Source organism: Bradyrhizobium sp. SZCCHNR1051 (assembly GCF_032489615.1).
Taxonomy (GTDB): Bacteria; Pseudomonadota; Alphaproteobacteria; order Rhizobiales; family Xanthobacteraceae; genus Bradyrhizobium.
Genome location: NZ_JAUEYJ010000006.1, coordinates 302,318 through 327,386 on the forward strand (window position 1 = coordinate 302,318; position 25,069 = coordinate 327,386).

A 25,069-nucleotide genomic window follows, 5' to 3' on the forward strand; every position below is an offset into this window, starting at 1 on the left:
CGCGCTCTATTGGTCGCAATCGAAGTTGTCTATCGGCCCATTCGTCCTGCGAAGCGTTGCATGCCCAGCGCGACGCTCGCAAAACGCGTTCTGCTAATGGCCCCCCGAGGCGCTGACATTCATATGAGAGGAAATCGCGATAGGAATGTCAGCGCCGGCGCATCAGCTAGCCTTCTTCCGGAGCTTCGCGATCAGCGATCTGCTCGACCAGGTCGACGATGCTGCGACGAAGCTTTGAATCGTGGATCCGCGTGAATGCGCGGGTCAACGCCAGTCCTTCTGAGGTTGCCAGGAAATCAGACACATAGGCGGGCGAAGCGCCTTCGCCGAAAGCTTCACCGTTGGTCCCGCCACTCGGGACCCCTTCGAACAGGAAGGAGACCGGGACCTGCAGAACCTCCGAGATCTGCTGAATCCGGCTGGCGCCGACTCGATTGGTGCCTTTTTCGTACTTCTGTATCTGCTGGAACGTGAGTCCGAGAGCCTCACCAAGTTTCTCCTGGCTCATGCCCAACATGATACGGCGCATCCGCACCCGGCTGCCGACATGCTTGTCAACAGGGTTGGGCGCTTTCGTCGACATCTCTCAACTCCTTAGAATGGGCCTCGGAACGAGGCGGTCGCAGTATGCCTCAGGCGCTCACACCGTCAATTTCTGTTCGCATGCGTACTAACGAAGACGGCCGAGCAACGATCTGGACGGCTCATGCTGCCGCGCGAGAATGCGAATTGCAGCAGCTATCTGTCAACACTTGGGGTTTTGCTTGTCAAAAAAAATCTTACGGACCCGGAAAGAATCGAGATCTTGCTGTCGTCAGGGAAGCTTTTGAGCAACACGTCTGCGAACGACGGTGCTCAGGGCGATCACTAACAGAATCGCAACCGGAATGTCGCCGAGCTTTGCATAGACTGTCGGCTGCAACGCAACAGGCAGCGCGGAATCCAGCACGCCCTCTGCACCGAGTGGCAATTGCTTAACGATACGGCCGACGGGATCGATCACTGCAGAGATGCCGGTGTTCGCAGATCGAACTAATGGAAGTCCTTGCTCGATCGCGCGCCACTGCGCCTGCTGCAGATGCTGATGAGGACCGGTCGAAATGCCGAACCAGCCGTCGTTGGTCAAGTTGACGATCCAGCCCGGGCGTTCTTCGCTCGGCACGCTGTCACTCGGAAAGATCGCCTCGTAGCAGATCAAAGGAAGAACACGCGGAGCGTGTGGCACGTCCAGATTGCGTCGCGCCGTGCCCGGGATGAAACCGCCCTGCACCCGCGTCAGCTGCTCGAGCCCGATCCGCTCCAGCAGAGTCTGGAACGGCAGGAACTCGCCGAACGGGACCAGATGGAGCTTGTCGTAGACCGACAGCACGGTGCCGTCGTGGTCGATCACGTAGATCGAATTGTAGGCCCGGGTGATGGGAACGTTCCGAGGCTCGTCGGGGGCGCGGACCGAACCGGTGATCAGCACCGCGCCCGGCGACAGCAGGTCGGCGATCTGGCCCATCGCGTCCGCCTCGCGGGTCAGGAAGAACGGGAACGCCGATTCCGGCCAGATCAGGACATTGGTGTCGCGGACACCGGTGGCTGTCGGACCGGAGGCGCGATCCGACAGCGCCAGATAGCGGCGCATGACGTCGGCCTTGGCGCCATAGTTGAATTTGACGTCCTGCTGCAGGTTCGGCTGCATGATCCGCAGCTTGAGATCGGCGACGAAGGCGGTCGGATGCAGGCCGATCCGGATGACGCCGAACACGCCCATCACCACCAGCAAGGCGGCCGCTGCGGCCGGCACCCGCCAGCGCTCGCGCCAGGTCTTGCCGTCGATCAGCACCGCAGGGCTGGCAAAGATCGCGATCGCCAGGAACGTCATGCCCCAGATCCCGATCAGCGACGTCGCCTGCGCCAGCGCGAGCGGCTGCGACAGGGCATAGCCGAACGTGTTCCAGGGGAAGCCGGTCAGCGCGTGGCCGCGGAGCCATTCGCTCGCGGTCAGGCAGACGGCGAGCGCCAGGATACGGGTTGAACCACGCGTCCAGATCAACCGCGCCAATGCGAAGCCCAGTGCCGGAAACAGCGCGAGATAGGCCGGTAGGCCCAGCACGGCGAACGGCATCAGCCAGGCGAAGGTGTCGGCATCGACCAGGAACGCGTTGCCGATCCAGTACAGGCCGGGCACGAAATAGCCCATGCCGAAACAGAAGCCGCTGAAGGCGGCAGCCGGGATGCCGCGCCGCCGTCCCGCCGCCGCACCATCGATCAGCCAGACCAGCACCGGGAAGGTGATCGCAAGCACCGGCCAGGCGTTGAACGGGGCCATCGCAAGCGAGGAGAGCGCGCCGGCGGCGAGCGCGATCCCCGCGCGCTTCCAGCCCCAGGCCAGGACAACGCCGATGGCGAGGCCGCGAATCGTCGATGGGCGGATCACTGTGAGCTGGCTCCGTCGCCGCGTGGCGGGCTGCTATCGTCATGGCCCGGCGCCGGGCCGGCCTCTGCCGGCGGCGGCTCGGCCGGGACGTCCGTGTCCGGCGGGGTCGCTTCCGGCGCCATTTCGCGGCGCCGGCTCTCGCGCGGCGGGCGGGGTGTGGGACGCTCCTTGCGCGGCGCGATGCGCAGCCGCTTGACCCGGCGCGGATCGGCATCGAGCACCTCGACCTCGAAATTGCCGGGGCCGGAGATCAACTCGCCGCGCACCGGCAGCCGGCCGACATGATTGACGAGATATCCGCCGAGCGTCTCCACCCCTTCGCCTGCCTCTCCGGTCACGAACTCCTCGCCGATCACCCGGCGCACGTCGTCGAGGCTGGCGCGGGCGTCCGCGATGAAGGCGTTGTCGGCCTGCCGCACGATCGCCGGCGGCTCGTCGCTGTCGTGCTCGTCGTCGATCTCGCCGACGATCTGCTCGACGATGTCCTCGATCGAGACCAGCCCGTCGGTGCCGCCATATTCGTCGACGACCAGCGCCAGATGGATGCGCGAGGCCTGCATCTGCGCGAGCAGGTCGATCGCGCGCATCGACGGCGGCACATAGAGCAGCTTGCGGATGATGTTGGCCTCGAACAGCGGCATCGACAGGTCGACGGCCTTCAGGTCGAGACCGGCCGGCAGCGGCTTCTTGCGCCGCGCCTTCACCTCGTCCGAGACGCGCGCCTGCGCGGTGGTGAAGGCGAGCAGGTCGCGGATATGCACCATGCCCTCGGGATCATCGAGCGTGTCGTTGTAGACCACGAGCCGTGAATGCGAGGCGCTCTCGAACAGGCTCATCAGCTCGCCGAGCGTGATGTCGCGCCTGACCGCGACGATGTCGGCGCGATGCACCATGACGTCGGCGATCCGCCGCTCGTGCAGATCGAGGATGTTGCGCAGGAGCGTGCGCTCGACCGCGGAGAAGCCGATGTCGTCGGGTGTCGAGGCGTCGAGCACGACCTGCAGATCGTCGCGCACCGATCCGCCGCCCTTCCATCCGAACAGATTACGCAGCGCGCGCAGGAGCCAATTCTCGCTCGGCGAGCGGCCGAGCTCGGATGCCGGCACCACGGCCGGAAGATTGCGCGTGTTGCGCGGATTGTCGTGAATGGGTTCGGAGTCGGCCATGATCAATTCGTCCGCTCCCGGTCGGCATAGGGATCGGGGATGCCGAGATGGGCGAGGATCTCGCGCTCGAGCGCTTCCATCTCCTCGGCCTCGTCATCGGTCTCGTGATCGTAGCCGACGAGATGCAGGAATCCGTGTACGGTCAGATGGCTCAAATGGTGCGCGAACGGCTTCTGCTCCTCGTCGGCCTCGCGCCGCATCGTCTCGTAGGCGATGGCGATGTCGCCGAGCATGCGCGGTGCGTCGTCCTCGCCGCGCGGCCCGGTCGGCTGCAGCGCCGGAAACGACAGCACGTTGGTCGGCTTGTCGATGCCGCGCCAATTGCTGTTCAGGGTGCGGATGCCGTCGTCGTCCGTCAGCATCACCGCGATCTCGGCGTCTCCGACGTCCGCGTCGACCGTCTCAGCGGCGGCGACGATGGCGCGATGTATGACCTCCTCGGCGTCGGGCTGGTCCTGCCAGCAGTCGGCTGCGACGATCACCTCGGTGGTTGGAATGGGACTTTGTGGCATCCTGGTCGTTCTGTGCGGATGGCGCTCGGATCATGCGCCGATCGGCGAGCTTGCTCCGAGGGTCAGCGCGCCTTTGGGCTCTCATAGGCGGCGACGATACGCGCCACCAATTCGTGGCGAATGACGTCCTCGCCGGTGAACCTGACCTGTGCGATCCCTTCGACGCCGTCGAGCAGCCGCGCGGCCTCAGCAAGGCCCGACGTCTGGCCGTTGGGCAGATCGATCTGGGACGGATCGCCGGTGATGATCATGCGGCTGTTCTCGCCCAGACGCGTGAGGAACATCTTCATCTGCATCGACGTCGTGTTCTGCGCCTCGTCGAGAATGATCGCGGCATTGGTCAAGGTGCGCCCGCGCATGAAGGCGAGCGGCGCGATCTCGATCTCGCCAGCCTGCAGCGCGCGTTCGACGATGCGCGCATCCATCAGATCGTACAGCGCGTCGTAGATCGGACGCAGATAGGGATCGACCTTCTCGCGGAGGTCACCAGGCAGGAAGCCGAGCCGCTCGCCAGCTTCGACCGCCGGGCGCGAGAGGATGATGCGGTCGACTTCCTTGCGCTCGAACAGCTGCGCCGCATGCGCGACCGCAAGCCAGGTCTTGCCGGTGCCGGCCGGGCCGATGCCGAACACGAGCTCGTGGCGCTTCAGCGCGCGGATGTAGGAATCCTGCGCGGCGGTGCGGGCGCGCACCGGGCGCTTGCGCAGGTTGATGCTCTCGAACGCGTTCTTGGCGTTCTTGGCGTCGAACTCGAACAGCGAGCCTTGCGCCACCACGGCGCGGATCGCGCCCTCGACGTCGCCCTGCGCCAGATCCTGGCCCTTGACGGCCTGCGCATAGAGCGATTCGAGCACGCGCCGCGCGGCATCGCAGCCGTCGCGGCTGCCGCCGATGGTGATGTGGTTGCCGCGGGAATCGACGACGACGCCGAGCCTTCGCTCGACCAGGGCCAGATTCTGGCCGTAGGGGCCGACCAGGGCGGAAGCGGCGCGGTTGTCGTCGAAATCGATGACGACCTGGGTCTCGGGAGGCATGGACATGTCGCGGTCGAACTTGCGGCTGGGAGCGAGGGAAGACGAATCCGATGCGCTCTTGGGCAAGTGCTCAGCCTCCGATGGATACAAGGGGCGTGGGGGAGATCGCTGCCGGCGCGGCCGTGACGAGCTCGCCGAGCAGGCTGTAGCGTTCGAGGCTGTCGATCCGCACCGGCAGAACCTGACCGATGATGTCGTCGGAGGCCATGACGTGGGCCGGCTGCAGATACGCGGTCCGTCCGACCAGCTGTCCGGGCTTGCGCGCCGCGCGCTCGAACAGCACGTCGACGACCTGGCCGATCGCGGCCTTGTTGAAGGCTGCTTGCTGGCTGTCGATCAAGCTCTGGAGGCGCTCCAATCGCTCGTCCATCTCGGTCGCTGACACCATCTCCTGCATGTCCGCTGCCGGAGTTCCCGGACGCGGCGAATACTTGAATGAATAGGCTGCAGCGTATCCGATTTGATCGATCAGCGCGAGGGTGGCGCGAAAATCTTCCTCGGTCTCGCCCGGGAACCCGACGATGAAATCCGAAGAGAATGCAATGTCGTGACGGGCGGCGCGAAAACGGTCGACGACATCCCGGTAATCGGACGCAGTGTGTTTGCGGTTCATGGCATTCAGGATTCGGTCGGATCCCGACTGAACCGGAAGATGCACGAACGGCATCACCGCTCCGAGATCGCGATGCGCCGCGATCAGGCTGTCGTCGACGTCGTTGGGATGGCTGGTCGAGTAGCGAAGCCGCGCCACGCCCGGAATCTCGGCGATCCTGTAGAGCAGCCGCCCCAGCGTCCAGGGCCGGCCGTCAGGGCCTTCGCCGTGATAGGCGTTGACGTTCTGGCCGATCAGGGTGATCTCGCGAACGCCGTTCTCGGCGAGCTGCGTCACGTCGTCGACAATGCGCGCCACTGCGCGCGACATCTCGCTGCCGCGTGTATACGGCACCACGCAGAAGGTGCAGAACTTGTCGCAGCCCTCCTGCACGGTGACGAAGGCCGAGACGCCGCGGGCGCGGATCGCCTCGCGGCTGGGCTTCGCCAGGAAGCCGAACTTGTCCTGGGCCGGGAATTCGGTCTCGATGGCGCGCTCGCCGCGGCGGGCCTGGGCCAGGAGCTGCGGCAGATGGTGGTAGCTCTGTGGGCCGACCACGACGTCGACGGTGGGGGCGCGGGCGATGATCTCCTCGCCTTCCGCCTGAGCCACGCAGCCGGCCACGGCGATCTGCATCGTCCGGCCGGCCCTTGCGGCGTCCTCCTTCGCGACCCGCAGCCGCCCGAGCTCCGAATAGACCTTCTCGGAGGCCTTCTCGCGGATGTGGCAGGTGTTGAGGATCACGAGATCGGCGTCGCCGGCCTCAGCGGTCTCGACGAAGCCCTCGGAGCCCAGCGTGTCCACCATGCGCTGGGCATCGTAGACATTCATCTGGCAGCCATAGGACTTGATGTGCAGCTTGCGCGGCGGCGTCATGAACCCTTGCATGCAGTCGGAGGCGCGCCAATGCGGCGCCGCGCTCAAATATAGGCTAGGGGGCCGAAAATCCAGCGACCGCTGGCTTTTTCTCGGATAGCCGGCTCAGAATCGCCGGCAGCTGCCGCATGTCGTCGAAAACCAGGGTGGCGCCGGCCGCGCGCAGATTGTCGGCGTGCCCAGGCCGGCAGTGGCTGCCGCCATGGAACCCGAGCACCGTCATGCCGGCGGCGACACCGCCCCGGATGCCGGCCAAGCTATCCTCGACCACCACGCAGGCCCCCGGACGCGCCCTCATCTGCGCTGCGGCGAACAGGAACAGATCGGGCGCGGGCTTGCCGTTCTCGACCTGGGAGGACGAGAAGATGTGCGGGGCGAGGCGATCGTAGAGCCGGGTGGCGCCAAGGCTGACGCGCATGCGTTGGTGCGATCCGGAGGAGGCGACGCAGACCGGCACGTCGATGGTGTCGAGCGCCTCCGTGATCCCGTCGATCGCCGCGAGGTCCTGCTCGAAGGCGCGGAACAGGCGGTCCTGCAGTTTCGGGTTGAAATCGTCGGGCAGGCTGTGGCCGAGCTCGGCCTCGACCTCGAGCTTCGCCTGTTTCAGGGAGCGGCCCAGGAACCGCGCGAACACCTGCTCGGTCGTGATCGGATAGCCGCACAGGCTGAGCACGTCGGCGTGGGTCTGACAGGAGATCACCTCGCTGTCGACCAGCACGCCATCGCAATCGAAAATGACGAGATCGAAGCTGGAAGCCGGCGCTGCGTCAGCCATTCGTCTCTTCGTCGAGGGGCACGCAATACAGCTCCAGCCGGTGGTCGACCAGCTTGTAGCCGAGCTTGCGGGCGATCTCGGCCTGCAGCTTCTCGATTTCCTCGGAGGTGAACTCGATCACCTTGCCGTCGCGCAGATTGATCAGATGATCATGATGGCTGTCGCGCATCTGCTCGTAGCGGGCGCGGCCCTCGCGGAAATCGTGGCGCTCGATGATGCCGGCATCCTCGAACAGCTTCACGGTGCGATAGACCGTGGAGATCGAGATCTTGTCGTCGACGGCGACGCAGCGCCGGTACAACTCCTCGACGTCGGGATGGTCGCAGGCTTCCGCGAGCACGCGGGCAATGACGCGGCGCTGCTCGGTCATGCGCATGCCGGTGGCGGCACAGCGGGCCTCGATTCCGGTGGAATTGAGCGCTGGCGTGGTTTTCAAGGAGGTCATCGTGTCTCGCCTCAAGGATGCGCTTTCTGCCACCAAGCGCAGGTTACGACAAGTCCCGGCGCATCAGAAGCGCATTCAACTGTTCCCCGCCGGGCTGAAGGTAATAGCGTTCCCGACGGCCCACGGTCGCAAATCCGGCGCGTTCATAGAGTCGGCGGGCCGGCTGGTTGTTTTCCTCCACTTCGAGAAAGACCGTCCGGACCCCGCGCCCCGCGAGGTGCCCGAGATGCTGCAGCAGCAGATCACGAGAAAATCCGCGGCCGCGCTGATTTGGGTCAAGTGCAACCGACAATATTTCCGCTTCGTCCGCGCCGATTCGCGAGACGATGAGGCCGACGAGTTTCCGCCCGAGCCGCAGCCGATGGATCATGGTGTTGCGCTCGGCCAGCATGGCCTCGAACTCGCCTTCGCCCCAGCCGCGGTGAAACGAGGCGGCGTGGATCTGGGCGAGCCTGGCGGCGTCGCGCGGCGCGGCCGCTTCGATCAACGGTTTGGGGCTGCCGAGCCAGCGGAAGAACATGTTCATGACGAGAGGGCCGTCCGCGCCGGCGCGCGCGCCGCGCCGGCAGGCGGCTTGACGTCGGGCGCGCGCAGATAGAACGGCCGCGCCGGCGCGCGCGCCGGGTCCGCGGCCGCGCCGAGCCAGGCAACCCAGGTGATGTCGGGTCCGTTTTGCGAGTCGACCGCAACTGGCGCGGCGGCTTCCGGAGGCCACCGTTCGGCCAGCAGCGCCGCGGCGTTGCCGACGAGGTGTGGGGCGCCGAGCCGCGCGACCGCCAAGACGTCGTCGATCGCAGCGACCTGAGGCGCGACCAGCTCTTCGCCGCTGCCGCTCACGACTTGGTAGTAGACATGGTCGTGCCGGGCATCGATCGCCGAGATCACCGGGTTGGTACGGTCTTCGCTGACGATGGGTGCGGCGTAGGCCGAGAGCGTGGTGACGCCGACGACCGGCTTGTGCGCCGCCAATGCAATGCCGCGCGCGGCGGAGAGGCCGACGCGCAGTCCGGTGAAACTACCAGGACCCGTCGTTACCGCGATGCGGTCTAGCTCGTGGAAGCCGACGCCCGACTGGCGCATCACGCGCGCGATCAGCGGCATCAGCGCCTCGGCGTGGCCGCGCTTCATCGGCAGCGTTTCCTCGGCGCGCATCGCGGCCGAATCAGTGTCCAGAACGGCAGCCGCGCAATGGTCGAGGGCAGTATCGATGGCGAGGATCAACATCCGGTCAGATTCGCATTGAAGGGAGCGCCGAATACCTTTTTGGGGCTTTGAGAAAGTCGGTTGCCGCTTTCTTACATCCTGATCGGGAAAAACGCATCAACACGCACGACCGAGAACGCAAACTACTGAATTGGCGCTCATTTAAGCAAATCTTTCCGGGCTATTGGAATGATCGTCCCGTTCGACGTTCAGGCCGCCGCGCCATCCGGTCGCAAAGGCCATGCCCGACGGTCCAGGTCGAGGCGATCAATCGCTCGCAAGCCCGTGCTCAGGATCGGCACCGACGGCATGGCGCGCAGAGCGCGGTAACCGGCGAGGTATCGTGGAGCATTCGGCGGGCGGCGGCCGTGGCCGCCACCGTCGGCAACGCAGCGTGAGCAGAGGCAGATGGCGATTGGCGCGCAGGTCTATTCGCCAACCCCATTCGCCATTGGCTTGCTACATCGGCCGGACTTCGACCACCTCGGGCACGAAGTGCTTCAGCAGGTTCTGGATGCCGTGCTGCAGGGTCGCGGTCGATGACGGGCAGCCGGAGCAGGCGCCCTTCATGTTGAGATAGACGATGCCGTCCTTGAAGCCGCGGAAGGTGATGTCGCCGCCGTCATTGGCTACGGCCGGGCGGACGCGGCTCTCGATCAGGTCCTTGATCATGCCGACCGTCTCGGTGTCGGCCTCGTCGTAGAACTCGTCGTCCTCGTCGGCGGATTCGTCATTGGCGGCGCTGCCATCGGCGAGCAGCGGCGCTCCCGACATGTAGTGCTCCATGATCGCGCCGAGGATCGCCGGCTTGAGGTGTTGCCACTCACCGTCGCTCTTGGTGACGGTGATGAAATCGGCGCCGTAGAACACGCCGGTGACGCCGTCGACGGCGAACAGGCGCTCGGCCAGCGGGGAGCGCGCGGCGGCGTCGCGGCTGCCGAACTCCATCGTGCCAGCAGGCAGCACGACGCGGCCCGGGATGAACTTCAAGGTGGCGGGATTGGGGGTGGCTTCGGTCTGGATGAACATGGTTTTCTCCGGCAGCGCCGGTTCAAGGCCGGCCTGTGGTCTCCTCATAGCAGATGGCGCGAACGCGCGCACGATCAAGGGGGCATGGCCGGCGTTTCCGATCTAAGCCTATGAAAGAGCGTCGAGATCGGCGTCACCGAGATCGCCCGGCACGATCACCAGCGGGATCGGGAAGGCGCCGCTCGTCTTGGTGACATGGGTGACCAGCGGGCCGGGGCCCTCGGGGCCGGAATGGGCGGCGAGCACCAGCAGCGCGATGTCGCTGTCGTGCTCGATCGTCGCCAGGATCTGCGTCGTCGGCTCACCCTCGCGGATCACCCGTTCCGGCGCGGTCACGCCGATCGCCGACAGCAGCGCCGCGGCCTGGTCGAGCTCGGCATGCGCCTGCTCCTGCGCCTCGGCCCGCATCAGATCGGCGACCCCCAGCCATTGCTGGTTCTGGTCCTCCGTCTCGATGACGTGCAGCATGACGATACGGCCGCCGGAACGGACCGCCCAGCGGCCGGCATAGCGGACCGCGCGGTCCCACTCCTCGCTGTCGTCGACCACGACCAGGCATTTCGGCGCATGGCCGGTCTGGTAGCTCTGCCGCTGCGCCGCCATCGCGTTCCCGCCTGCTGCTGCAAGTCGATCCGGCCGCGATGCTGCCACAGCGCGCCTCCGTTGGGGAGAGGGCTGCGGGTTCCATTGCGCCCGCAATGACAGCGGTGGTGCGGCTCCTAGTAGCCCGGATGTCGCTTCGCTCATCCTGGCTACGGCCGCAAGGCCGACTCCGGAGCGCGCGCCGTGCTGCTCAGGGCTTGCGGATGAAGCCGACGATGTCCTTGGCCGTCTTCATGGTCTCCGCGGCGATGGCCTGGGCGCGGTCGGCGCCGTCGACCAGGACGGACTCGACGTAGCCGGGATCGGCGGTCAGGCGCTTCATCTCGGCGGCGATCGGCCCGAGCTTGGTGACGCACAGCTCGACCAGCGCGTTCTTGAAGCTGGAGAACTGGCCGCCGCCGAAATCCCTGAGCACGTCGGCCTTGCTGCGGTCCGACAGTGCGGCGTAGATGCCGACGAGGTTGTCGGCCTCGGGACGTGCGTCCAGCCCCTTTTCCTCGGTCGGCAGCGGCTCCGGATCGGTCTTGGCCTTGCGGACCTTCTGCGCGATCGTATCGGCATCGTCGGTCAGGTTGATGCGCGAATAGTCCGAGGCATCGGACTTCGACATCTTCTTGGTCCCATCGCGCAGCGACATCACGCGCGTCGCGGGACCGGTGATGAAGGGCTCCGGAAGCGGGAAGAACAGGCCGTCGCCGAAGCCGTGGCTGCGGATCGAGTCGCCGTAGTCATTGTTGAACTTCTGCGCGATGTCGCGCGAGAGCTCGAGATGCTGCTTCTGGTCCTCGCCGACCGGAACATGGGTGGCGCGGTAGAGCAGGATGTCGGCGGCCATCAGCACCGGATAGTCGTAGAGGCCGACCGATGCGTTCTCGCGATCCTTGCCGGCCTTCTCCTTGAACTGCGTCATGCGGTTCAGCCAGCCGATGCGCGCGACGCAGTTGAAGATCCAGGCGAGCTCGGCATGCCCGGAGACCTGGCTCTGGTTGAACACGATGTGCTTCTTCGGATCGATGCCGGCCGCGATGAACGCCGCGGTGACCTCGCGGGTGTTGCGCGCCAGCTCGGCCGGGCCGCCCCAGACATCGATCGGCATGGTGATCGCGTGCATGTCGACGACGCAATAGATGCAGTTGTGCGTCTCCTGCATCTTCACGAAGTTGACGATCGCGCCGAGGTAGTTGCCGAGATGCAGGTTGCCGGTCGGCTGGACGCCCGAGAAAACCCGTTCCACGAAAGCCATGGTCACTGTTCCGGATGATGATTTTGGGGGGTCGTTTGGCACGTGCGCCTCAAAGGTGCAAGTCGTCGGCGGGCTTTTGCCGGATCGCCCGGACGGTTTCGCGCCAGCTCACGGCGCCCAGGGACAATAGAAGCACTCCGTAGAGGATGATGGCGCCGCTGATCAGGGCGGCGAGCAGCACGGCCGCGCCGAGATGGCTGCTGCTCCACGTGCCGGCGAAGCGTCCGGCGACGGTCCAGAGGACGGTGCCCATGATCGCGGCGGCCAGGGTGATGCGCGGCAGCCGGCGCCGCGAGACGGGAGGAAGCGCGAAGCCGAAGCTGGTGGCGCCACGCCGGATCAGGACCGCCGCATTGGCCCAGGCACCGAGCGCGAGCCCTGCCGCGATGCCACTTGCCGCAAACAATTGTGCGAGCAGGAACGCCAGCGCGATCGCGACACCGCATCCGATCAGCGTCGCGCGCAGCGGTGTCTGCGTGTCCTCGCGCGCGAAGAAGGCAGGCTGCAGCGCCTTGGTCAGTACTTGCGCCGGCAATGCCGCCGCGAGCCATGTCAGCACCTGCGCCGTCGCGGCGGCATCGTCCGAGCTGAACGCGCCATGTTCGAACAGCAAACGAATGATCGGCTCGTTCAGGATCATCAGTCCGAGCGCCGCAGGCAGCGCGAGTCCGATCGTCAGCTCGAGGCCGCGCGATTGCACCTCCGCCAGCGCCTGCTTGTTGCCTTCGTGCAGCGCACGCGTCAGCTCCGGCACCAGCACCGTGCCCATGGCAACGCCGACGAGCCCGAGTGGTAGCTCGATGAGGCGGTTGGCGAAATACAGCCACGAGACCGCGGAAGGCGAGGCGGAGGCGATGATCGCGCCGCCGACCGCGATCAGTTGCGGGCCGGCGCTGGCGACCATGCCGGGCAGCGCTTTGGCGAAGAAGCCGCGCATTTCCGCATGGAAGGTGACGCGCACCGGCGAGGCGAGGGGGCCATCGCGGCCTCGCCTCGCGAGGACGGCGAGCTGCAGCAGCCCGGCGACGCCGATCGTGGCGGCGAGCAGCAGTGCGGCGTTCGCAGGATCCGGATGTTGCATCAGCAGCACGATGGTCACGACGATCAGCGCGACGTTGAAGAGCAGCGGCGCAAACGCGGCCAGCGCGAAGCGGCCTCGTGCACTGGAGAGTGCGAGCAGCACGGTCGCGGGGCCGGCGAAGGCGAGATAGGGCAGCATCAGCCTGGCATCATTGACGGCCAGGGTGAGCGTCTCTTCACCGGCGAAGCCTGGTGCGAGCACCGTCATCGCGAACGGCATCAGCAGCGCCAGCACGAGCGTTGCCGCGAGCAGGCCGGCGCTGACCGTGCCGAGCACGCGCCCGGCGAAGGCTGCCGCCTGCATTGTGCCACCGTGCTGGTATATTCGCAGCCATGCCGGCACCAAAGCTGCATTGAGCGCGCCCTCCGTCAACAATCGCCTGATGACGTTGACGAGCTGAAACGCCGCGAGAAATGCGTCCGCGACCGGACCGGCGCCGAGCAGCGCGGCCATCAGCGCATCCCGGATGAAGCCGAGCAGGCGCGAGGCCAGTGTTCCTGACAACACAGTCACGAATGAGCGGATCATCAGGCTTCTATAGCAGCGCTGCTTGTGATAGGCCGCAGCGTTTGCAAAACGCCGTAAACGGGGCCAGTGGATGACTGACGCGAAATACGATGTTCTCGGGATCGGCAACGCGATCTTCGACGTGCTGGTGCATGCCGATGAAGCCTTTCTCGCCCGGCACGGCATGACCAAGGGCAGCATGGCGCTGATCGACGAGGCCCGCGCGGCCGCGATCTATGCCGATATGGGCCCGGCCACCGAGATGTCCGGCGGTTCGGGGGCCAACACCATCGCTGGCCTCGCCAGCCTGGGCGCGCGTGCCGCTTACGTGGGCAAGGTCAAGGACGACCAGATCGGCCGGATGTACAGGCATGATATCCGCGCCGCTGGCGTGACCTTCGATACCGCGCCCGCTGCCGACGGCCCGGCGACCGGCTGCTGCTACATCCTGGTGACGCCGGACGGCGAGCGCACCATGAACACCTATCTGGGCGCCGCGCAAAATCTCACCGCCGCGGACATCGATCCCGCGCAGATTGCGGCGGCGCGCTTCATCTATCTCGAAGGTTATCTGTGGGACCCGAAGGACGCCAAGGATGCGTTCGTGAAGGCGGCGGCGATCGCGCATGACGCCGGACGCGAGGTCGCGCTGACCTTGTCGGATTCGTTCTGCGTCGATCGCTACCGCGAGGAGTTTCTCGACCTGATGCGCGGCGGCACCGTCGATCTCGTCTTCGCCAACGAGGCCGAGCTGCATTCGCTGTACCAGACCTCGGATTTCGACGGCGCCCTGAAGCAGCTGCGTGAGGACGCCACGCTCGGCATCGTCACCCGCAGCGAAAAGGGCTGCGTCGTGGTGTCGAACGACGGCGTGATCTCGGTGCCGGCGCATCCAATCGAGAGCCTGGTCGATACCACCGGCGCGGGCGATCTGTTCGCCGCCGGCTTCCTGTTCGGGCTGGTGCGCAAGACCGGCTACGAGATGGCCGGCCGCCTCGGCGGCCTCGCCGCCGCCGAGGTGATCCAGCACATCGGCGCAAGGCCGCAGGTGTCGCTGAAGGATTTGGCGGCCCAGAACGGACTGAAGGTGTAGGTCGAAGCTGTGGTCACGCGTTATTTTTCACCGGAGACACAACTCTCTCCACCGTCATGGCCGGGCTTGACCCGGCCATCCACGTTTTATTGAGCTGCGGGACCGAAGACGTGGATGCCCGGGCCAGGCCCGGGCATGACGCCAACTAACTCATTACGAGCTCACTCCGGTCAGTTGGCAGTCTGCTCACGCCGCCTTCTGTCCGCCCGCGGCATCGAGTCCAGCATAGACCCCGCGCTCGAAGCCTGCAAACGTCTCCAGGCACAGCCGGTCTGCGAACGGCAGGAGCTGCATCAGGATCACGCCGGTGACGTCGCGCGCTGGATCGATCCAGTAGTAGGTGTTGGCGAGGCCGGCCCAGGCGAGGCTGCCGGCACTGCGGCCTTCCGGCGTCTGCGCCGTCGTGATCATGAAGCTCAAGCCCCATTTCTTGACGATGTCCGGATAGAGATCGACGTCGTTGGTCACACCGGGCACCGCCGCGGCCATCTTCGTCATCTCCAGCTCGCCGATATGGTTGTCGCGCATCGCCGCGACCGTCTCAGGCTTGAGCACCTGGTTGCCGTTGCCGCGGCCGTTGTTGAGGATCATCCGGGTGAAGCGGATGTAGTCGCCGGCGGTGCCGTAGAGCCCGCCGCCGCCCATGTGGAATTCCGGCTCCTGCTCGAGCTCGAACGGGATCGGCGCCAGCTTGCCGTCCTCGCCGCGGGCATGCATGCCGACCAGGCGGGCGCGCTGCGATGGACCGAGCTTGAAGCCGGTATCGTCCATGCCGAGCGGCGCGAACAGATGGTCGCGCAGATAGGCGTCGAGGCTCGAGCCGCTGACCGCCTCGATCGCCTTGCCGACGAAATCGATGTTGATGCCGTATTCCCAGCGCGTGCCGGGATCGGAGGCGAGCGGCAATTTGAGAGCGTCGTTCTTGCAGGTGATGATGCCGGGCGTCCCGGCCTTCTGTACATAGGTGGCCATGTCGCCGTTCCACATGTCGTAGCAGAAGCCGGCGGTGTGGGTCATCAGATGGCGCAGCGTGATCGCGGTCTTCGCCGGCCGCAGGATCGGCTCGCCATTGGCGTCGAAACCGTCGAGCACCTTGGGCGCGGCGAGGTCGGGCAGCACCGCGCCGATCGGGGCATCCAGCGACAACCGGCCCTGCTCGACCAACTGCATCCCGGCCGCGCAGGTGATGGCCTTGGTCATTGAGGCGATCCAGAACACGCTGTCGGCGGTCATTGGATCGTCGCGGCCGAGATCGCGCTTGCCGAAGGCGCCTTCATAGATGATGCCGTTGCTGTCAGCGGCGACGGCGACGACGCCGGGAATCTCCCCCGCCTCCGCCTTCTGCCGCAGCACGCCGTCGATGTCGGTCTTGTTCTGCATGGTCTCCTCCGTTCCGTTCTTGATGACGGTAGGCGATTGTTCCTCGGGCCGGCCCGGCCAGCAAGGATCGTCGGTCGAACGGCCGGTCGCGATCTCGTGATGATGCGGCGCGGACGAAGCAGGCGGGGACAACAGCGCCACGGCAAGGCCACAGCGCTTCAATTTTTCGCCAGAATCATGATTAGTTCCACCCAGCCGCGAGGCCGACACATGGGGGCCATGTTCCCACCATGGGCTTGCGACTGTTGTGAGTTGCAACCATTTTTGCATTAAAGGGTTGAAGGACCGGCCTTTTCGAGCCGATGACGTGTTTTTGGCGGCAATGTCCGCCGTTGGGGGCGATATGATTTCGACGTGGAGCGAGTGGAAGCGGTATCCCCGCCCGGGGCGCGGTGACAATATCGAGGCACCGATCACGCCCGGCATCTATGAGGTGCGCATCGCTGCGACCGGTGCGCTGTATTCGTTCGGAGCGGTCGACAATGTGGCGCAGGCGCTGGCGCTCTTGCCCGTCGGCCACAAATCGTGGTTCGGGCGCCGCGATCCCGCCTCCTTGCCCGATCTCGAATACCGCACCTGCGCGACCTCGACCAAGGCCGACGCCAAGGCGGCGGCGGAGCGCATGATCGGCCGCCGCGAGACCTACATGAGCGGCGCGGCCTGATCCTGGTCGACTCCTCGTCATTCAGCATTTGGTGCCGTACAGGCACGGATCGCCGGATCGAATGTACCGTTGAGGAGGGGCACGAGCCGTGCGCCTCGGCCGGCGCGTGGCTATATTCGGGGGAAAGATCGCTCGCTTTCGAGGAGGAACCCGATGACACCGCCCGCCGCCGCCCGCGCCTCCACTGCCGCTCCGAGCCTGCGTGACCGCCTGAAGGATCCGTCGCTGCTGCGCGAGCAGTGCTACATCGATGGTGCCTGGGTCGGCTCGCCGGTGTTCCCCGTCGTCAACCCAGCCACCGGCGCCGAGCTCGCCAAGGTCGCGCAGCTCGGTGCGGCGGAGACCACGCAAGCCGTCGAGGCTGCGGCACGCGCGTTCCCGGCCTGGGCCCGGCTGACCGCCAAGCAGCGCTCCAATACCTTGCGCAAATGGTTCGAGCTGATCACGGCCAACCGCGAGGACCTCGCGCTGATCCTCACCTCCGAGCAGGGCAAGCCGCTGACGGAGGCGCTCGGTGAGGTCGATATCGGCGCCGCCTATATCGAGTTCTTCGCCGAGGAGGCGCGCCGCGTCTATGGCGAGACCATCCCAACCCAGAAGCCGGATGCGCGCCTGTTGGCGCTGAAGCAGCCGATCGGCGTCTGCGGCGCCATCACGCCGTGGAATTTCCCGAACTCGATGATCACCCGCAAGGTGTCGCCCGCGCTCGCCGCCGGCTGCACCGTGGTGCTGAAGCCGGCCAACGACACACCGCTATCAGCGCTGGCGCTCGCCGTGCTGGCCGAACGCGCCGGCTTGCCGAAGGGCGCGCTCAACATCATCACCGGCGATGCACCTGCGATCGGCAAGGTGCTGTGCGAGCATCCGTCCGTGCGCTTCATAGGCTTCACTGGCTCGACCGAGGTTGGCAAGATCCTGTATCGCCAGTCGGCCGGAACGGTGAAGAAGCTCGGTCTCGAGCTCGGCGGCAACGCGCCGTTCGTGGTGTTCGACGATGCCGACGTCGATGCGGCTGTCGAAGGCGCCATGGTCTCGAAATATCGCAACATGGGCCAGACCTGCGTCTGCGCCAACCGCCTCTATGCGCAGGACGGCATCTACGACCAGTTCGTCGAGAGGCTCGCCGCCAAGGTCGCGGCGATGAAGATCGGCGACGGCACCGAGGCCGGCGTGACGCAAGGCCCGCTGATCAACGAGGAAGCGGTCGAGAAGGTCGAGCGCCACATCGCCGATGCGGTCAAGGGCGGTGCCAGGATCGTCACCGGCGGCAAACGCCATGCGCTCGGCCGCACCTTCTTCGAGCCGACCGTGCTCTCGGACGTGAAGTCGGACGCGCTGGTCGCGCAGGAGGAGACGTTCGGCCCGCTCGCGCCGGTGATCCGGTTCAAGCACGAGGCCGACGTCATCGCGATGTGCAACGCCTCGCCGTTCGGTCTCGCCTCCTACTTCTACGCCCGCGATCTCGGCCGGGTCTGGCGGGTCGCGGAGGCGCTGGAGTCCGGCATGGTCGGCGTCAACACCGGCCTGATCACGACAGAGGTGGCGCCGTTCGGCGGCGTCAAGGAGAGCGGCCTCGGACGCGAGGGCTCGCACCACGGCATCGAGGAATATCTCGAGATCAAGTATGTGATGATGGCGGGGGTGTGAACTTTGGACGCCTGCGCTCAGGCCGTCTTGGGCAGCTTGTCCACCGGCACCATGTAGGACTTGTTGCCGACCTGGTAGATGACCTTGCCGGTCTTGCCGTCGTCGGTCGAGATCTGCGTCTGGCCGAACATGATGACGTTCTTGTAGACGATGCCGGTGCCCTGGCGCGTCACGCCATTGGCGGTGACGCTGACCTGCGCCTCCTTGCCGTTGACGGACAGCACGCGAAAGCTCGCGCTCATGCCGTTCTCGCCGGAATAGCCGGCCCAGCTCCCGGTCAGGTTGCTCTGTTCGGCGGGAGGCGCCTGCTTTTCCAGCATCGCCGTGGCCTTGCCGCCGCCGGCCGAGAACAGCAGCACCGCGTTCTTGCCGTTCTTGGTGCCGAGCGTGACGGACCCGAAGTCGATGGTCGAGCCGTTGACCTGGCCGATGCCGCGCTCGGTCCGTCCATTGTGGGTGTATTCCACCGTCGCCGCGGCGCCGCGAATGTTGACGACCTTGAAGCTCACCGCCTGGCCACTGGCCGTCCAGCTGCCTTTCCATTCGCCGAGCAGGTTGCTCTGGCGATAGACCCGCTCCATCGCGGGAGAGATCTGGCTGGTGCTTTGGACGATCGCCATGTGCTCTTCCGAAAAGTCTGAACGCTCTCTTCTCTATGTTTCTGATCGTTGCCGTCTGTTGCAAGAAGACGTAGGTCGATGAGGTTAACGGGTGATTAATGGCGCCTTGCCGGGCCGATGCGCCGCGCGCGACCTATCGCCTCAGTGCGGGATCTCCTTCAGGCTCAGCCGTCGCGCCGTCATGTCACGGCCGTAGCCGGATGAACGCAAGCGCGCGCCGCCACGCGCCGTGCCCATCCAGGACAGCCGCTTGCCGAGAGCCGTCTGATCATCGACCATGCCGAATGTTGCCACTGACCTCGAGATTGCGAGCTCAACCATGACCGCGGCACCCGCGCGCACCGGCGTCGGCCGACTTTCTGAAGCCGATGCGCATCGGCTGGAGGAGGACGGCTATCTGCTGCTGCGCGGTGCGATCCCGGCGGACTGGATCGCGCCACTGCGCGATGCGTTCGAGTCCGGCACGCTGCCCTCGGAGCAATGGCCGGTACCGCGCGGCCGCGACTGGCGGCACGCCATGGTCGATCTCGATGCGACGGTGCAACAGGTCTGCCGCCTGCCGGTGATGCTTGCCGCCGTGCATCATGTCCTGAAGGCGCCGTTCTTCCTCGGCCAGGTCGAAGGGCGCGAGCCGTGTGCCGATGGCGGCGCGCAGCCGCTGCATCGCGACAGCGTCGAGCGCCGGCGCACCGATTCCGTCTCCGCGCTGGCCTTTCTCGATTCCTTCGGCCCCGACAATGGCGCCACGCAAGTGGCGCCAGGCTCGCATCGCCCCGACACGGACGATGCGCAGGCCGCGTCCTCGGCGTTCGTCACGGCGGGCGAGGCCGGCGACATCCTGCTGTTCGACGTCAACATGCTGCACGGTGCGACGCGCAACCGCAGCGGCGCGCGCCGCCGCTCGCTGCTGATCACCTACGCCACATGGGTGCAGCTGGACGAGTGGCGCCGGACCCGCGCCTTGCGTGCGGTGCGCATGGATCAGGACGAGATCTTCGGCGCCGAGTAGCGGCACCATCCCGCTGCTTCCAGCCAAATCACGCAGAGAGGACGCTCATGAGGCTGTATGATTCCGCCACCGCGCCAAGCCCGCGCCGCGTGCGCATCTTCCTTGCGGAAAAGGGCCTCACGATTCCCACCGTTCAGCTCGACCTGCGCGCCGGGGAGCAGTTTCGGCCGGAATTTCGCGCGCTGAACCCGCAATGCACGGTGCCGGTCCTGGAGCTCGACAGCGGCGCTGCGATCACCGACATCATCGCGATCTGCCGCTACATCGAGGAGCTGCATCCCGAGCCGGCTCTGATGGGACGCAATGCGGAGGAGCGCGCCGTGATCGAATGCTGGATCCGGCGGATCGAGTGGGACGGCATCTATGCCATTCAGGAAGCGTTCCGAAACAGTGCGCCGGGGCTGGAGAGCCGCGCACTGCCCGGCCCGCTGCCGCTCGAGCAGATCCCGGCGCTCGCCGAGCGGGGGCGTCTGCGCGTCGCGCACTACTTCGCGTGGCTCGACGCGCGGCTGGCCGATCACGCCTTCGTCTGCGGGCCCGACTTCACCATTGCCGACATCAGCGCCATGGTGACGGCGGATTTCGCGGCCCGCGCCAAGCTCGACCCGCCGGATCATCTCCGCCATCTCAAGCGATGGTACGGCGAGGTGTCGAGCCGTCCGAGCGCAAAGGCTTAGGCCGGCCGTGCGGCGCGCGAGACCGCAGCGGCAGGTTCGCGTGCCGGGATTTGAGGTCCCACAGCGCGATGCCGAGCGCCGACAGCGCCAGCACGGTCGGTCCGCCCCGTCCGCCATGATGCAGGCCTCACCACACCCGCTGCTGCCAGATCGCCTCGGTGTCGTCGGCCTCGTGACTCGTGATCAGTTCGGGAATCTCCCGTCCGAGGATATCGGCGACGGCGCCGCCATTGCGGCCGACCGTATCGGTGTAGCCCACGCCCTCCGCGCCGTCGGCATCGCGCACGCGGCAGGTGATCAGCTCGAATGCCGTCATCTCGCCATGCGTGCTGTCGGACAGCGTGACGCTGAGCGGAATGCGGTAGAGCCCGGTTTCGATCGTCGCGATCTGCGCCATCGGCGTGGGTCCTTCCCTGGAGTTTTGGTGAAGGTTATGCTGGTGGTGGGACGAGGCATTGCGAACGGCGCATGACCGACATGGGCGGGGCATCGATATCAGCGTGCCCCTTGGATGTGATGAGAGCGCATCACGAGCGATCGCGACATCCTGGCCCTGGGTGACCTCGACGGCTCCGATATCCTAGGCATGCTGATGCGAGCGCAGGAGCTTGCGGCCTGCTGGCAGGCGCGCGAGATGCCGCAGACGCTTGCGGGCCAGCGCATCGCTCTCGTGGTCGATGATGGCGGCTGGCGCAATACCACCGCCTTCGATCTCGGCGCGCGATCGATGGGCGGGCTGTGCGTGCACGCGCCGCTACGTCTCAACGCCACGGAGGCGGTTGAGGATCTCGCCGCCTATCTCGACAACTGGTTCGATGCGGTGGTCTGCCGCACGCCGGAGCTGGAGATACTGTATGCATTGTCCCACTGGGCGCAGGCGCCCGTGGTCAACGCGCGCACGCGGCAGAACCATCCCTGCGAGACGCTCGGCGACCTCGCCTTCCTGTGGCATCGCCGCGGCGCGATCGAGGGATTGAAGATCGCGGTGGTGGCGCCGGCCGCGAACATCCTGGGCTCGTGGATCGAGGTCGCGCAGGTGCTTCCGATCGACGTCGTCCAGGTCTATCCGGCGCGGTGGCATGCGCCCGGCGCTTCGCCGCGCTTTCGCGTCGCGACCGATCTCGGCGAATTGCAGGACTATCAGATCACCGCAGCATTGCTGGACGGCCTCCGGCCGGATCTGGACTTCCTGCCCTGCCCGCCGGTGACGCGGGGAGATGAGGTCTCGGCCGATGCCATGCGGCATCGCGCCTGTCGGGTGGTGCAGGCCAAAGCGTTTCTGCTGCACGCGCAGAACGCCGCGCTCGAATGGGTGTTCGCCGCGCCGTGACCGCCGGTATTGGCGCGCCCCATGCGCATTGTGCTTTGGACGAAAAGGTTGAATCTTGCGCTGGCCTGCCGGCTTTAATCCTGGACCAGAGTCGGACGTCAGCGGTGGTTGAGGTATCGGTGAGCTCAAATCGAATGGCGACGTTGTGTGATTTGGCACTTCAGATCTCGCGTCTCGAAGTTGCGCATCCGATGAGAGTGGCCGTCGATGGCCGAACGGCATCGGGCAAGACAACCCTGTCGGACGAGTTGGCAGAGCTGATCGAACGAAGCGGTCGCCCGGTCATCAGAACATCGATCGATGGGTTTCACCGTCCGAAGGCTGAGCGCTATGCGCGCGGACGGTTCTCCGCTCGCGGCTACTACGATGATGCCCGCGATCTGTCCGCCGTCAGAACCCTGTTGCTCGAGCCACTGGCGCCCGGTGGCGACCGCCTCTACAGGACAGCGTCCTTCGACCTCGAACGTGATTTGGCGATCGCACAGCCTTCCAAGCTGGCGCCGATCGATGCGGTGCTGGTCGTCGATGGGACCTTCCTTCAACGGCCCGAGCTGCGGGATCATTGGGACATCGTGATCTTCGTCGAGACATCGAGAGGCATCTCTGACGCAAGAGGCCTTGGGCGTGATCAGGACCGCCTCGGAGAGCAGATCGCCATGAAGGTCTATGCAGAACGCTACGGGCCTGCCTTTGACCTCTATGAAGAGACCTGTGCTCCGGCTCGGACGGCCGATGTCGTTTTCAACAACGACGACGTAGATCATCCGACTGTTCGCTTCAGAAGAGGAGGCCGGCTATCGCCGGATCGGCACTGCTGAGCTCCGCATATGGCAATGGGGTGCCGGATGTTTGCGGCTGTGCGGCGACACGCTATGCTCGGCCATGTCCCCGGTTCATTCGGTCCTGCTCGACCTCGACGGCACACTGATCGACTCGCGCCCCGGCATTGCCGCGAGCGCGCTGGCGGCGCTGCGGTCGCTCGGACATGCGCCTGACGACACGCTCGACGTCACTGCCGTCATCGGCCCGCCGTTGCAGGACATGCTGCGCGTGCTGCTGCAGGCCTTTGGCGACGACCGGGTCGACGACGCCGTTCTCGCCTATCGCCAGCATTATGGCGACAGCGGCCTGTTCGGCAGCGCGCTCTATCCCGGCATCCCCGAGGCGCTGCAGGAGATGCACGGCGCCGGCTTGCGGATCTATCTGGCGACGTCGAAGCGCGAGGTGTTCGCGCGGCGCATTCTGGAGCATCTCGATCTCGCATCGTATTTTAACGCCATTCATGGCTCGGTGGCATCGGGCGCGCTCGACCACAAGCCCGAGCTTCTGGCGCATATCCTCGCCGAACGGAATATTGCCGCGCGCGACAGCCTCATGGTCGGTGATCGCCATCACGACGTCGCCGGAGCCCACGCCGTCCGGATGAGGAGCCTCGGCGTGCTCTGGGGCTTTGGCAGCCGCGACGAACTCGAAACCGCGGGTGCAGACAGTCTCGTGGAAAATCCAGATGATCTGGCGCGTTCAGTGCTGTCGATGCTGAGGCGATAGTCCGTTCGAGCAGTAGCTACGGGACGCAGGAGGCCTCCTGGCCACTCGCAACCTTGCACGGGAACCGGAAAGCCGCGAAGATCGCGGCCAGCTCAGTGATTATCCCGGGAATCCCACACACATGCAGTTCGACGACGTCATCCTCGGCCGCCGCAGCATCCGTGGCTACAAGCCCGATCCCGTGCCAAGGGCGCTGATCGAGGAAATCCTCACGCTGGCGATGCGCGCGCCATCGTCGATGAACACCCAGCCGTGGAATTTCTACGTCATCACCGGCGAGCCGCTCAACCGCATCCGCGCCGGCAACACCGAGCGCATGCTGGCCGGGGTGCCCCAGTCGCGCGAGTTTCGCATCGGTCAGCCGTTCGATGGCCAGCACCGCGAGCGCCAGATCGGCGTCGCCAAGCAATTGTTTTCCGCCATGGGCATCGCGCGCGACGACAAGGACAAGCGCCAGGATTGGGTGCTGCGCGGCTTCCGTCAGTTCGACGCCCCGGTCTGCATCATCGTCACCTATGACCGCGTGCTCGCCGGCAGCGACGACACGCCGTTCGATTGCGGTGCTGTCACCACGGCGCTGGTCAATGCCGCCTGGTCCCGCGGCCTCGGCGCCGTCATCAACAGCCAGGGCATCATGCAGTCGCCAGTCGTGCGCGAGCACGCCGGCATCGCCGAGGACCAGGTCATCATGAAGAGCATCGCGCTCGGCTGGCCGGATCACGATTTCCCGGCCAATGCTGTGGTGTCGGAGCGGAAGCCGGTCAAGGACGCAACGGTGTTCGTGGGGTTCGACGAGTAGACGGGCATCTAGGAGACCGCAGGGAACGACAGACGTTGTGGCTTCGATAGCTCAAAAAATCACAGATGCCTTATTGGATCAGACGGATTCTTCTCAAGTCTGGAGAGCTCGTTACCGAGAAGGAGCTCCGTCGCGACGAAAATTATTGCGAAGGTATCGCGCCGGTCGTCGGAGAGGTTCTGACCGTGCATTGTCGCGGCCGGACGTTCCGCGCGGAAGTCGTCTGGGGCAACTGGCCCGGACGAGGTCAATTGCACGATATGGTCGTGCCGCTTCGCGTCAAAGAGAGCTAGCAGAAGAAACTCCGGCCAAAAACCAAGCCTGATCAGGGCATCATTCGGCGCTGCTGTTCGAGGCGAGGAGCACATGTTTTGCGTCAGCTATCGCGAAAATCGCCGTCGAATTCCTCTTGCAGCATTTTTCTGTTGCGATTTTTCCGAAATCGTGCTCTTATCCATGCATCCCGTCCTCATGCAGAGGGACGTACGCGTCGTCACGATACGTAGAGGCGGGGAGCGGTGGCCGCGTGTCTGTCAGGTGCTTTTGCGCTGGACGATGGGCAGCGCGCGGACGGTCAAGCCGTGTGGTCCTGGCGCCCCGATGCTGGCGCCAAGCTCGCGATGACGTTCGTGCGTCGTGGCGGGCGACGGGGGCAAACAAGCCCGGTCCCCGGGGAGAGCACGGAGCAGCCGTTAAACCCATCGCGCAGGGAGGGCCGGGATGTCTCGGCTGAACCTTGTATGGGGAGTAAGTTGTCAAGAGGGGCGTCGTTTGTTGGGGGCGGTCTTTGGCGCCAAGGAGAGGCGCGGTC

26 protein-coding genes and 1 pseudogene are annotated in these 25,069 nt (G+C 65.8%); 9 read left to right on the forward strand and 18 right to left on the reverse strand.

Features of this window, described 5'->3' with window-relative positions; translation table 11 throughout:
• Nucleotides 1-166: 166 nt before the first annotated feature.
• The 14 genes from QW868_RS09870 to murJ form a co-directional block, all read right to left on the reverse strand.
• Entirely contained in the window at nt 167-583 is a 417-nt protein-coding gene (locus tag QW868_RS09870; RefSeq protein WP_006615449.1) for a helix-turn-helix domain-containing protein, read from the reverse strand.
• A 231-nt stretch (nt 584-814) separates the two neighbouring features.
• Nucleotides 815-2,425 (reverse strand): apolipoprotein N-acyltransferase, encoded by a 1,611-nt coding sequence (lnt, locus tag QW868_RS09875; protein WP_316230433.1) that lies wholly within the window; start codon nt 2,423-2,425, stop codon nt 815-817.
• Complete coding sequence (locus tag QW868_RS09880) at nt 2,422-3,591, reverse strand: hemolysin family protein (RefSeq protein WP_315735582.1); 1,170 nt, start codon at nt 3,589-3,591, stop codon at nt 2,422-2,424. Before QW868_RS09880 ends, lnt begins: the two co-directional genes overlap by 4 nt.
• Nucleotides 3,592-3,593: 2 nt before the next feature.
• Complete coding sequence (gene ybeY, locus QW868_RS09885) at nt 3,594-4,103, reverse strand: rRNA maturation RNase YbeY (protein ID WP_315735580.1); 510 nt, start codon at nt 4,101-4,103, stop codon at nt 3,594-3,596.
• Between the two features lie 62 nt (nt 4,104-4,165).
• Nucleotides 4,166-5,143: a PhoH family protein gene (locus tag QW868_RS09890; protein WP_315735578.1), complete on the reverse strand. Its 978-nt coding sequence runs from the start codon at nt 5,141-5,143 to the stop codon at nt 4,166-4,168.
• A 64-nt stretch (nt 5,144-5,207) separates the two neighbouring features.
• Nucleotides 5,208-6,605 carry a tRNA (N6-isopentenyl adenosine(37)-C2)-methylthiotransferase MiaB gene (gene miaB, locus QW868_RS09895; protein ID WP_315735576.1) on the reverse strand — a complete coding sequence of 466 codons (1,398 nt, stop codon included), beginning with the start codon at nt 6,603-6,605 and terminating at the stop codon, nt 5,208-5,210.
• A 55-nt stretch (nt 6,606-6,660) separates the two neighbouring features.
• Nucleotides 6,661-7,380, reverse strand: coding sequence for an HAD family hydrolase (locus QW868_RS09900; protein ID WP_316230434.1), 720 nt, complete (start codon nt 7,378-7,380; stop codon nt 6,661-6,663).
• A complete protein-coding gene (locus QW868_RS09905; protein WP_315716937.1) occupies nt 7,373-7,825 on the reverse strand; it encodes a Fur family transcriptional regulator in 453 nt (150 codons plus the stop codon). Before QW868_RS09905 ends, QW868_RS09900 begins: the two co-directional genes overlap by 8 nt.
• 43 nt (nt 7,826-7,868) lie before the next feature.
• Nucleotides 7,869-8,351 (reverse strand): ribosomal protein S18-alanine N-acetyltransferase, encoded by a 483-nt coding sequence (gene rimI / locus QW868_RS09910; protein ID WP_315735571.1) that lies wholly within the window; start codon nt 8,349-8,351, stop codon nt 7,869-7,871.
• Nucleotides 8,348-9,049: a tRNA (adenosine(37)-N6)-threonylcarbamoyltransferase complex dimerization subunit type 1 TsaB gene (tsaB, locus tag QW868_RS09915; RefSeq protein WP_316230435.1), complete on the reverse strand. Its 702-nt coding sequence runs from the start codon at nt 9,047-9,049 to the stop codon at nt 8,348-8,350. The genes rimI and tsaB overlap by 4 nt, the downstream gene beginning before the upstream one ends.
• A gap of 438 nt (nt 9,050-9,487) precedes the next feature.
• Nucleotides 9,488-10,057: a NifU family protein gene (locus tag QW868_RS09920; protein ID WP_315784395.1), complete on the reverse strand. Its 570-nt coding sequence runs from the start codon at nt 10,055-10,057 to the stop codon at nt 9,488-9,490.
• Between the two features lie 108 nt (nt 10,058-10,165).
• On the reverse strand, nt 10,166-10,660 hold the full coding sequence (locus QW868_RS09925; RefSeq protein WP_316230436.1) for a universal stress protein: 495 nt from the start codon (nt 10,658-10,660) through the stop codon (nt 10,166-10,168).
• A gap of 190 nt (nt 10,661-10,850) precedes the next feature.
• A complete protein-coding gene (gene trpS, locus QW868_RS09930; RefSeq protein WP_015663202.1) occupies nt 10,851-11,903 on the reverse strand; it encodes a tryptophan--tRNA ligase in 1,053 nt (350 codons plus the stop codon).
• 49 nt (nt 11,904-11,952) lie between these two features.
• The gene (murJ, locus tag QW868_RS09935) at nt 11,953-13,512 is read right to left on the reverse strand and encodes a murein biosynthesis integral membrane protein MurJ (protein ID WP_316230437.1); all 1,560 of its coding nucleotides are present in this window, start codon (nt 13,510-13,512) and stop codon (nt 11,953-11,955) included.
• 70 nt (nt 13,513-13,582) lie between these two features.
• Here murJ and QW868_RS09940 point away from each other — a divergent pair, with 70 nt between their 5' ends.
• A complete protein-coding gene (locus QW868_RS09940; protein WP_316230438.1) occupies nt 13,583-14,584 on the forward strand; it encodes an adenosine kinase in 1,002 nt (333 codons plus the stop codon).
• A gap of 186 nt (nt 14,585-14,770) precedes the next feature.
• On the opposite strand, the gene QW868_RS09945 is transcribed toward QW868_RS09940, so the two are convergent.
• Entirely contained in the window at nt 14,771-15,964 is a 1,194-nt protein-coding gene (locus QW868_RS09945) for a serine hydrolase domain-containing protein (RefSeq protein WP_315758116.1), read from the reverse strand.
• Nucleotides 15,965-16,307: 343 nt separating this feature from the next.
• Here QW868_RS09945 and QW868_RS09950 point away from each other — a divergent pair, with 343 nt between their 5' ends.
• Both QW868_RS09950 and QW868_RS09955 read left to right on the forward strand, forming a co-directional pair.
• The gene (locus QW868_RS09950) at nt 16,308-16,628 is read left to right on the forward strand and encodes a hypothetical protein (RefSeq protein ID WP_042338461.1); all 321 of its coding nucleotides are present in this window, start codon (nt 16,308-16,310) and stop codon (nt 16,626-16,628) included.
• Nucleotides 16,629-16,781: 153 nt separating this feature from the next.
• On the forward strand, nt 16,782-18,275 hold the full coding sequence (locus QW868_RS09955) for an NAD-dependent succinate-semialdehyde dehydrogenase (protein WP_316230439.1): 1,494 nt from the start codon (nt 16,782-16,784) through the stop codon (nt 18,273-18,275).
• Between the two features lie 17 nt (nt 18,276-18,292).
• Here QW868_RS09955 and QW868_RS09960 read toward each other — a convergent pair whose 3' ends face one another.
• Nucleotides 18,293-18,895, reverse strand: coding sequence for a hypothetical protein (locus tag QW868_RS09960; protein ID WP_316230440.1), 603 nt, complete (start codon nt 18,893-18,895; stop codon nt 18,293-18,295).
• Between the two features lie 141 nt (nt 18,896-19,036).
• Complete coding sequence (locus tag QW868_RS09965; protein ID WP_315784385.1) at nt 19,037-19,216, reverse strand: hypothetical protein; 180 nt, start codon at nt 19,214-19,216, stop codon at nt 19,037-19,039.
• Between QW868_RS09965 and QW868_RS09970 the strand changes: the two genes are divergently transcribed.
• Together QW868_RS09970 and QW868_RS09975 are read left to right on the forward strand one after the other, a co-directional pair.
• Nucleotides 19,215-19,904 carry a phytanoyl-CoA dioxygenase family protein gene (locus QW868_RS09970; protein WP_315775800.1) on the forward strand — a complete coding sequence of 230 codons (690 nt, stop codon included), beginning with the start codon at nt 19,215-19,217 and terminating at the stop codon, nt 19,902-19,904. The genes QW868_RS09965 and QW868_RS09970 overlap by 2 nt on opposite strands.
• A gap of 47 nt (nt 19,905-19,951) precedes the next feature.
• Nucleotides 19,952-20,581, forward strand: a complete 630-nt coding sequence (locus QW868_RS09975; RefSeq protein WP_316230441.1) for a glutathione S-transferase — start codon at nt 19,952-19,954, stop codon at nt 20,579-20,581.
• Nucleotides 20,582-20,606: 25 nt separating this feature from the next.
• Here QW868_RS09975 and QW868_RS09980 read toward each other — a convergent pair.
• Nucleotides 20,607-20,978: pseudogene (locus tag QW868_RS09980) on the reverse strand (uroporphyrinogen decarboxylase); the annotation flags it as partial.
• 150 nt (nt 20,979-21,128) lie between these two features.
• Here QW868_RS09980 and QW868_RS09985 point away from each other — a divergent pair.
• The 4 genes from QW868_RS09985 (at nt 21,129) to QW868_RS10000 (ending at nt 24,258) form a co-directional block, all read left to right on the forward strand.
• A complete protein-coding gene (locus QW868_RS09985) occupies nt 21,129-21,911 on the forward strand; it encodes an ornithine carbamoyltransferase (protein WP_316230451.1) in 783 nt (260 codons plus the stop codon).
• Nucleotides 21,890-22,729, forward strand: a complete 840-nt coding sequence (locus QW868_RS09990) for a uridylate kinase (RefSeq protein WP_316230442.1) — start codon at nt 21,890-21,892, stop codon at nt 22,727-22,729. The genes QW868_RS09985 and QW868_RS09990 overlap by 22 nt, the downstream gene beginning before the upstream one ends.
• Nucleotides 22,730-22,793: 64 nt before the next feature.
• Nucleotides 22,794-23,459, forward strand: coding sequence for an HAD hydrolase-like protein (locus tag QW868_RS09995; RefSeq protein WP_316230443.1), 666 nt, complete (start codon nt 22,794-22,796; stop codon nt 23,457-23,459).
• A gap of 121 nt (nt 23,460-23,580) precedes the next feature.
• Nucleotides 23,581-24,258 carry a nitroreductase gene (locus tag QW868_RS10000; protein ID WP_316230444.1) on the forward strand — a complete coding sequence of 226 codons (678 nt, stop codon included), beginning with the start codon at nt 23,581-23,583 and terminating at the stop codon, nt 24,256-24,258.
• Nucleotides 24,259-25,069 lie beyond the last annotated feature (811 nt).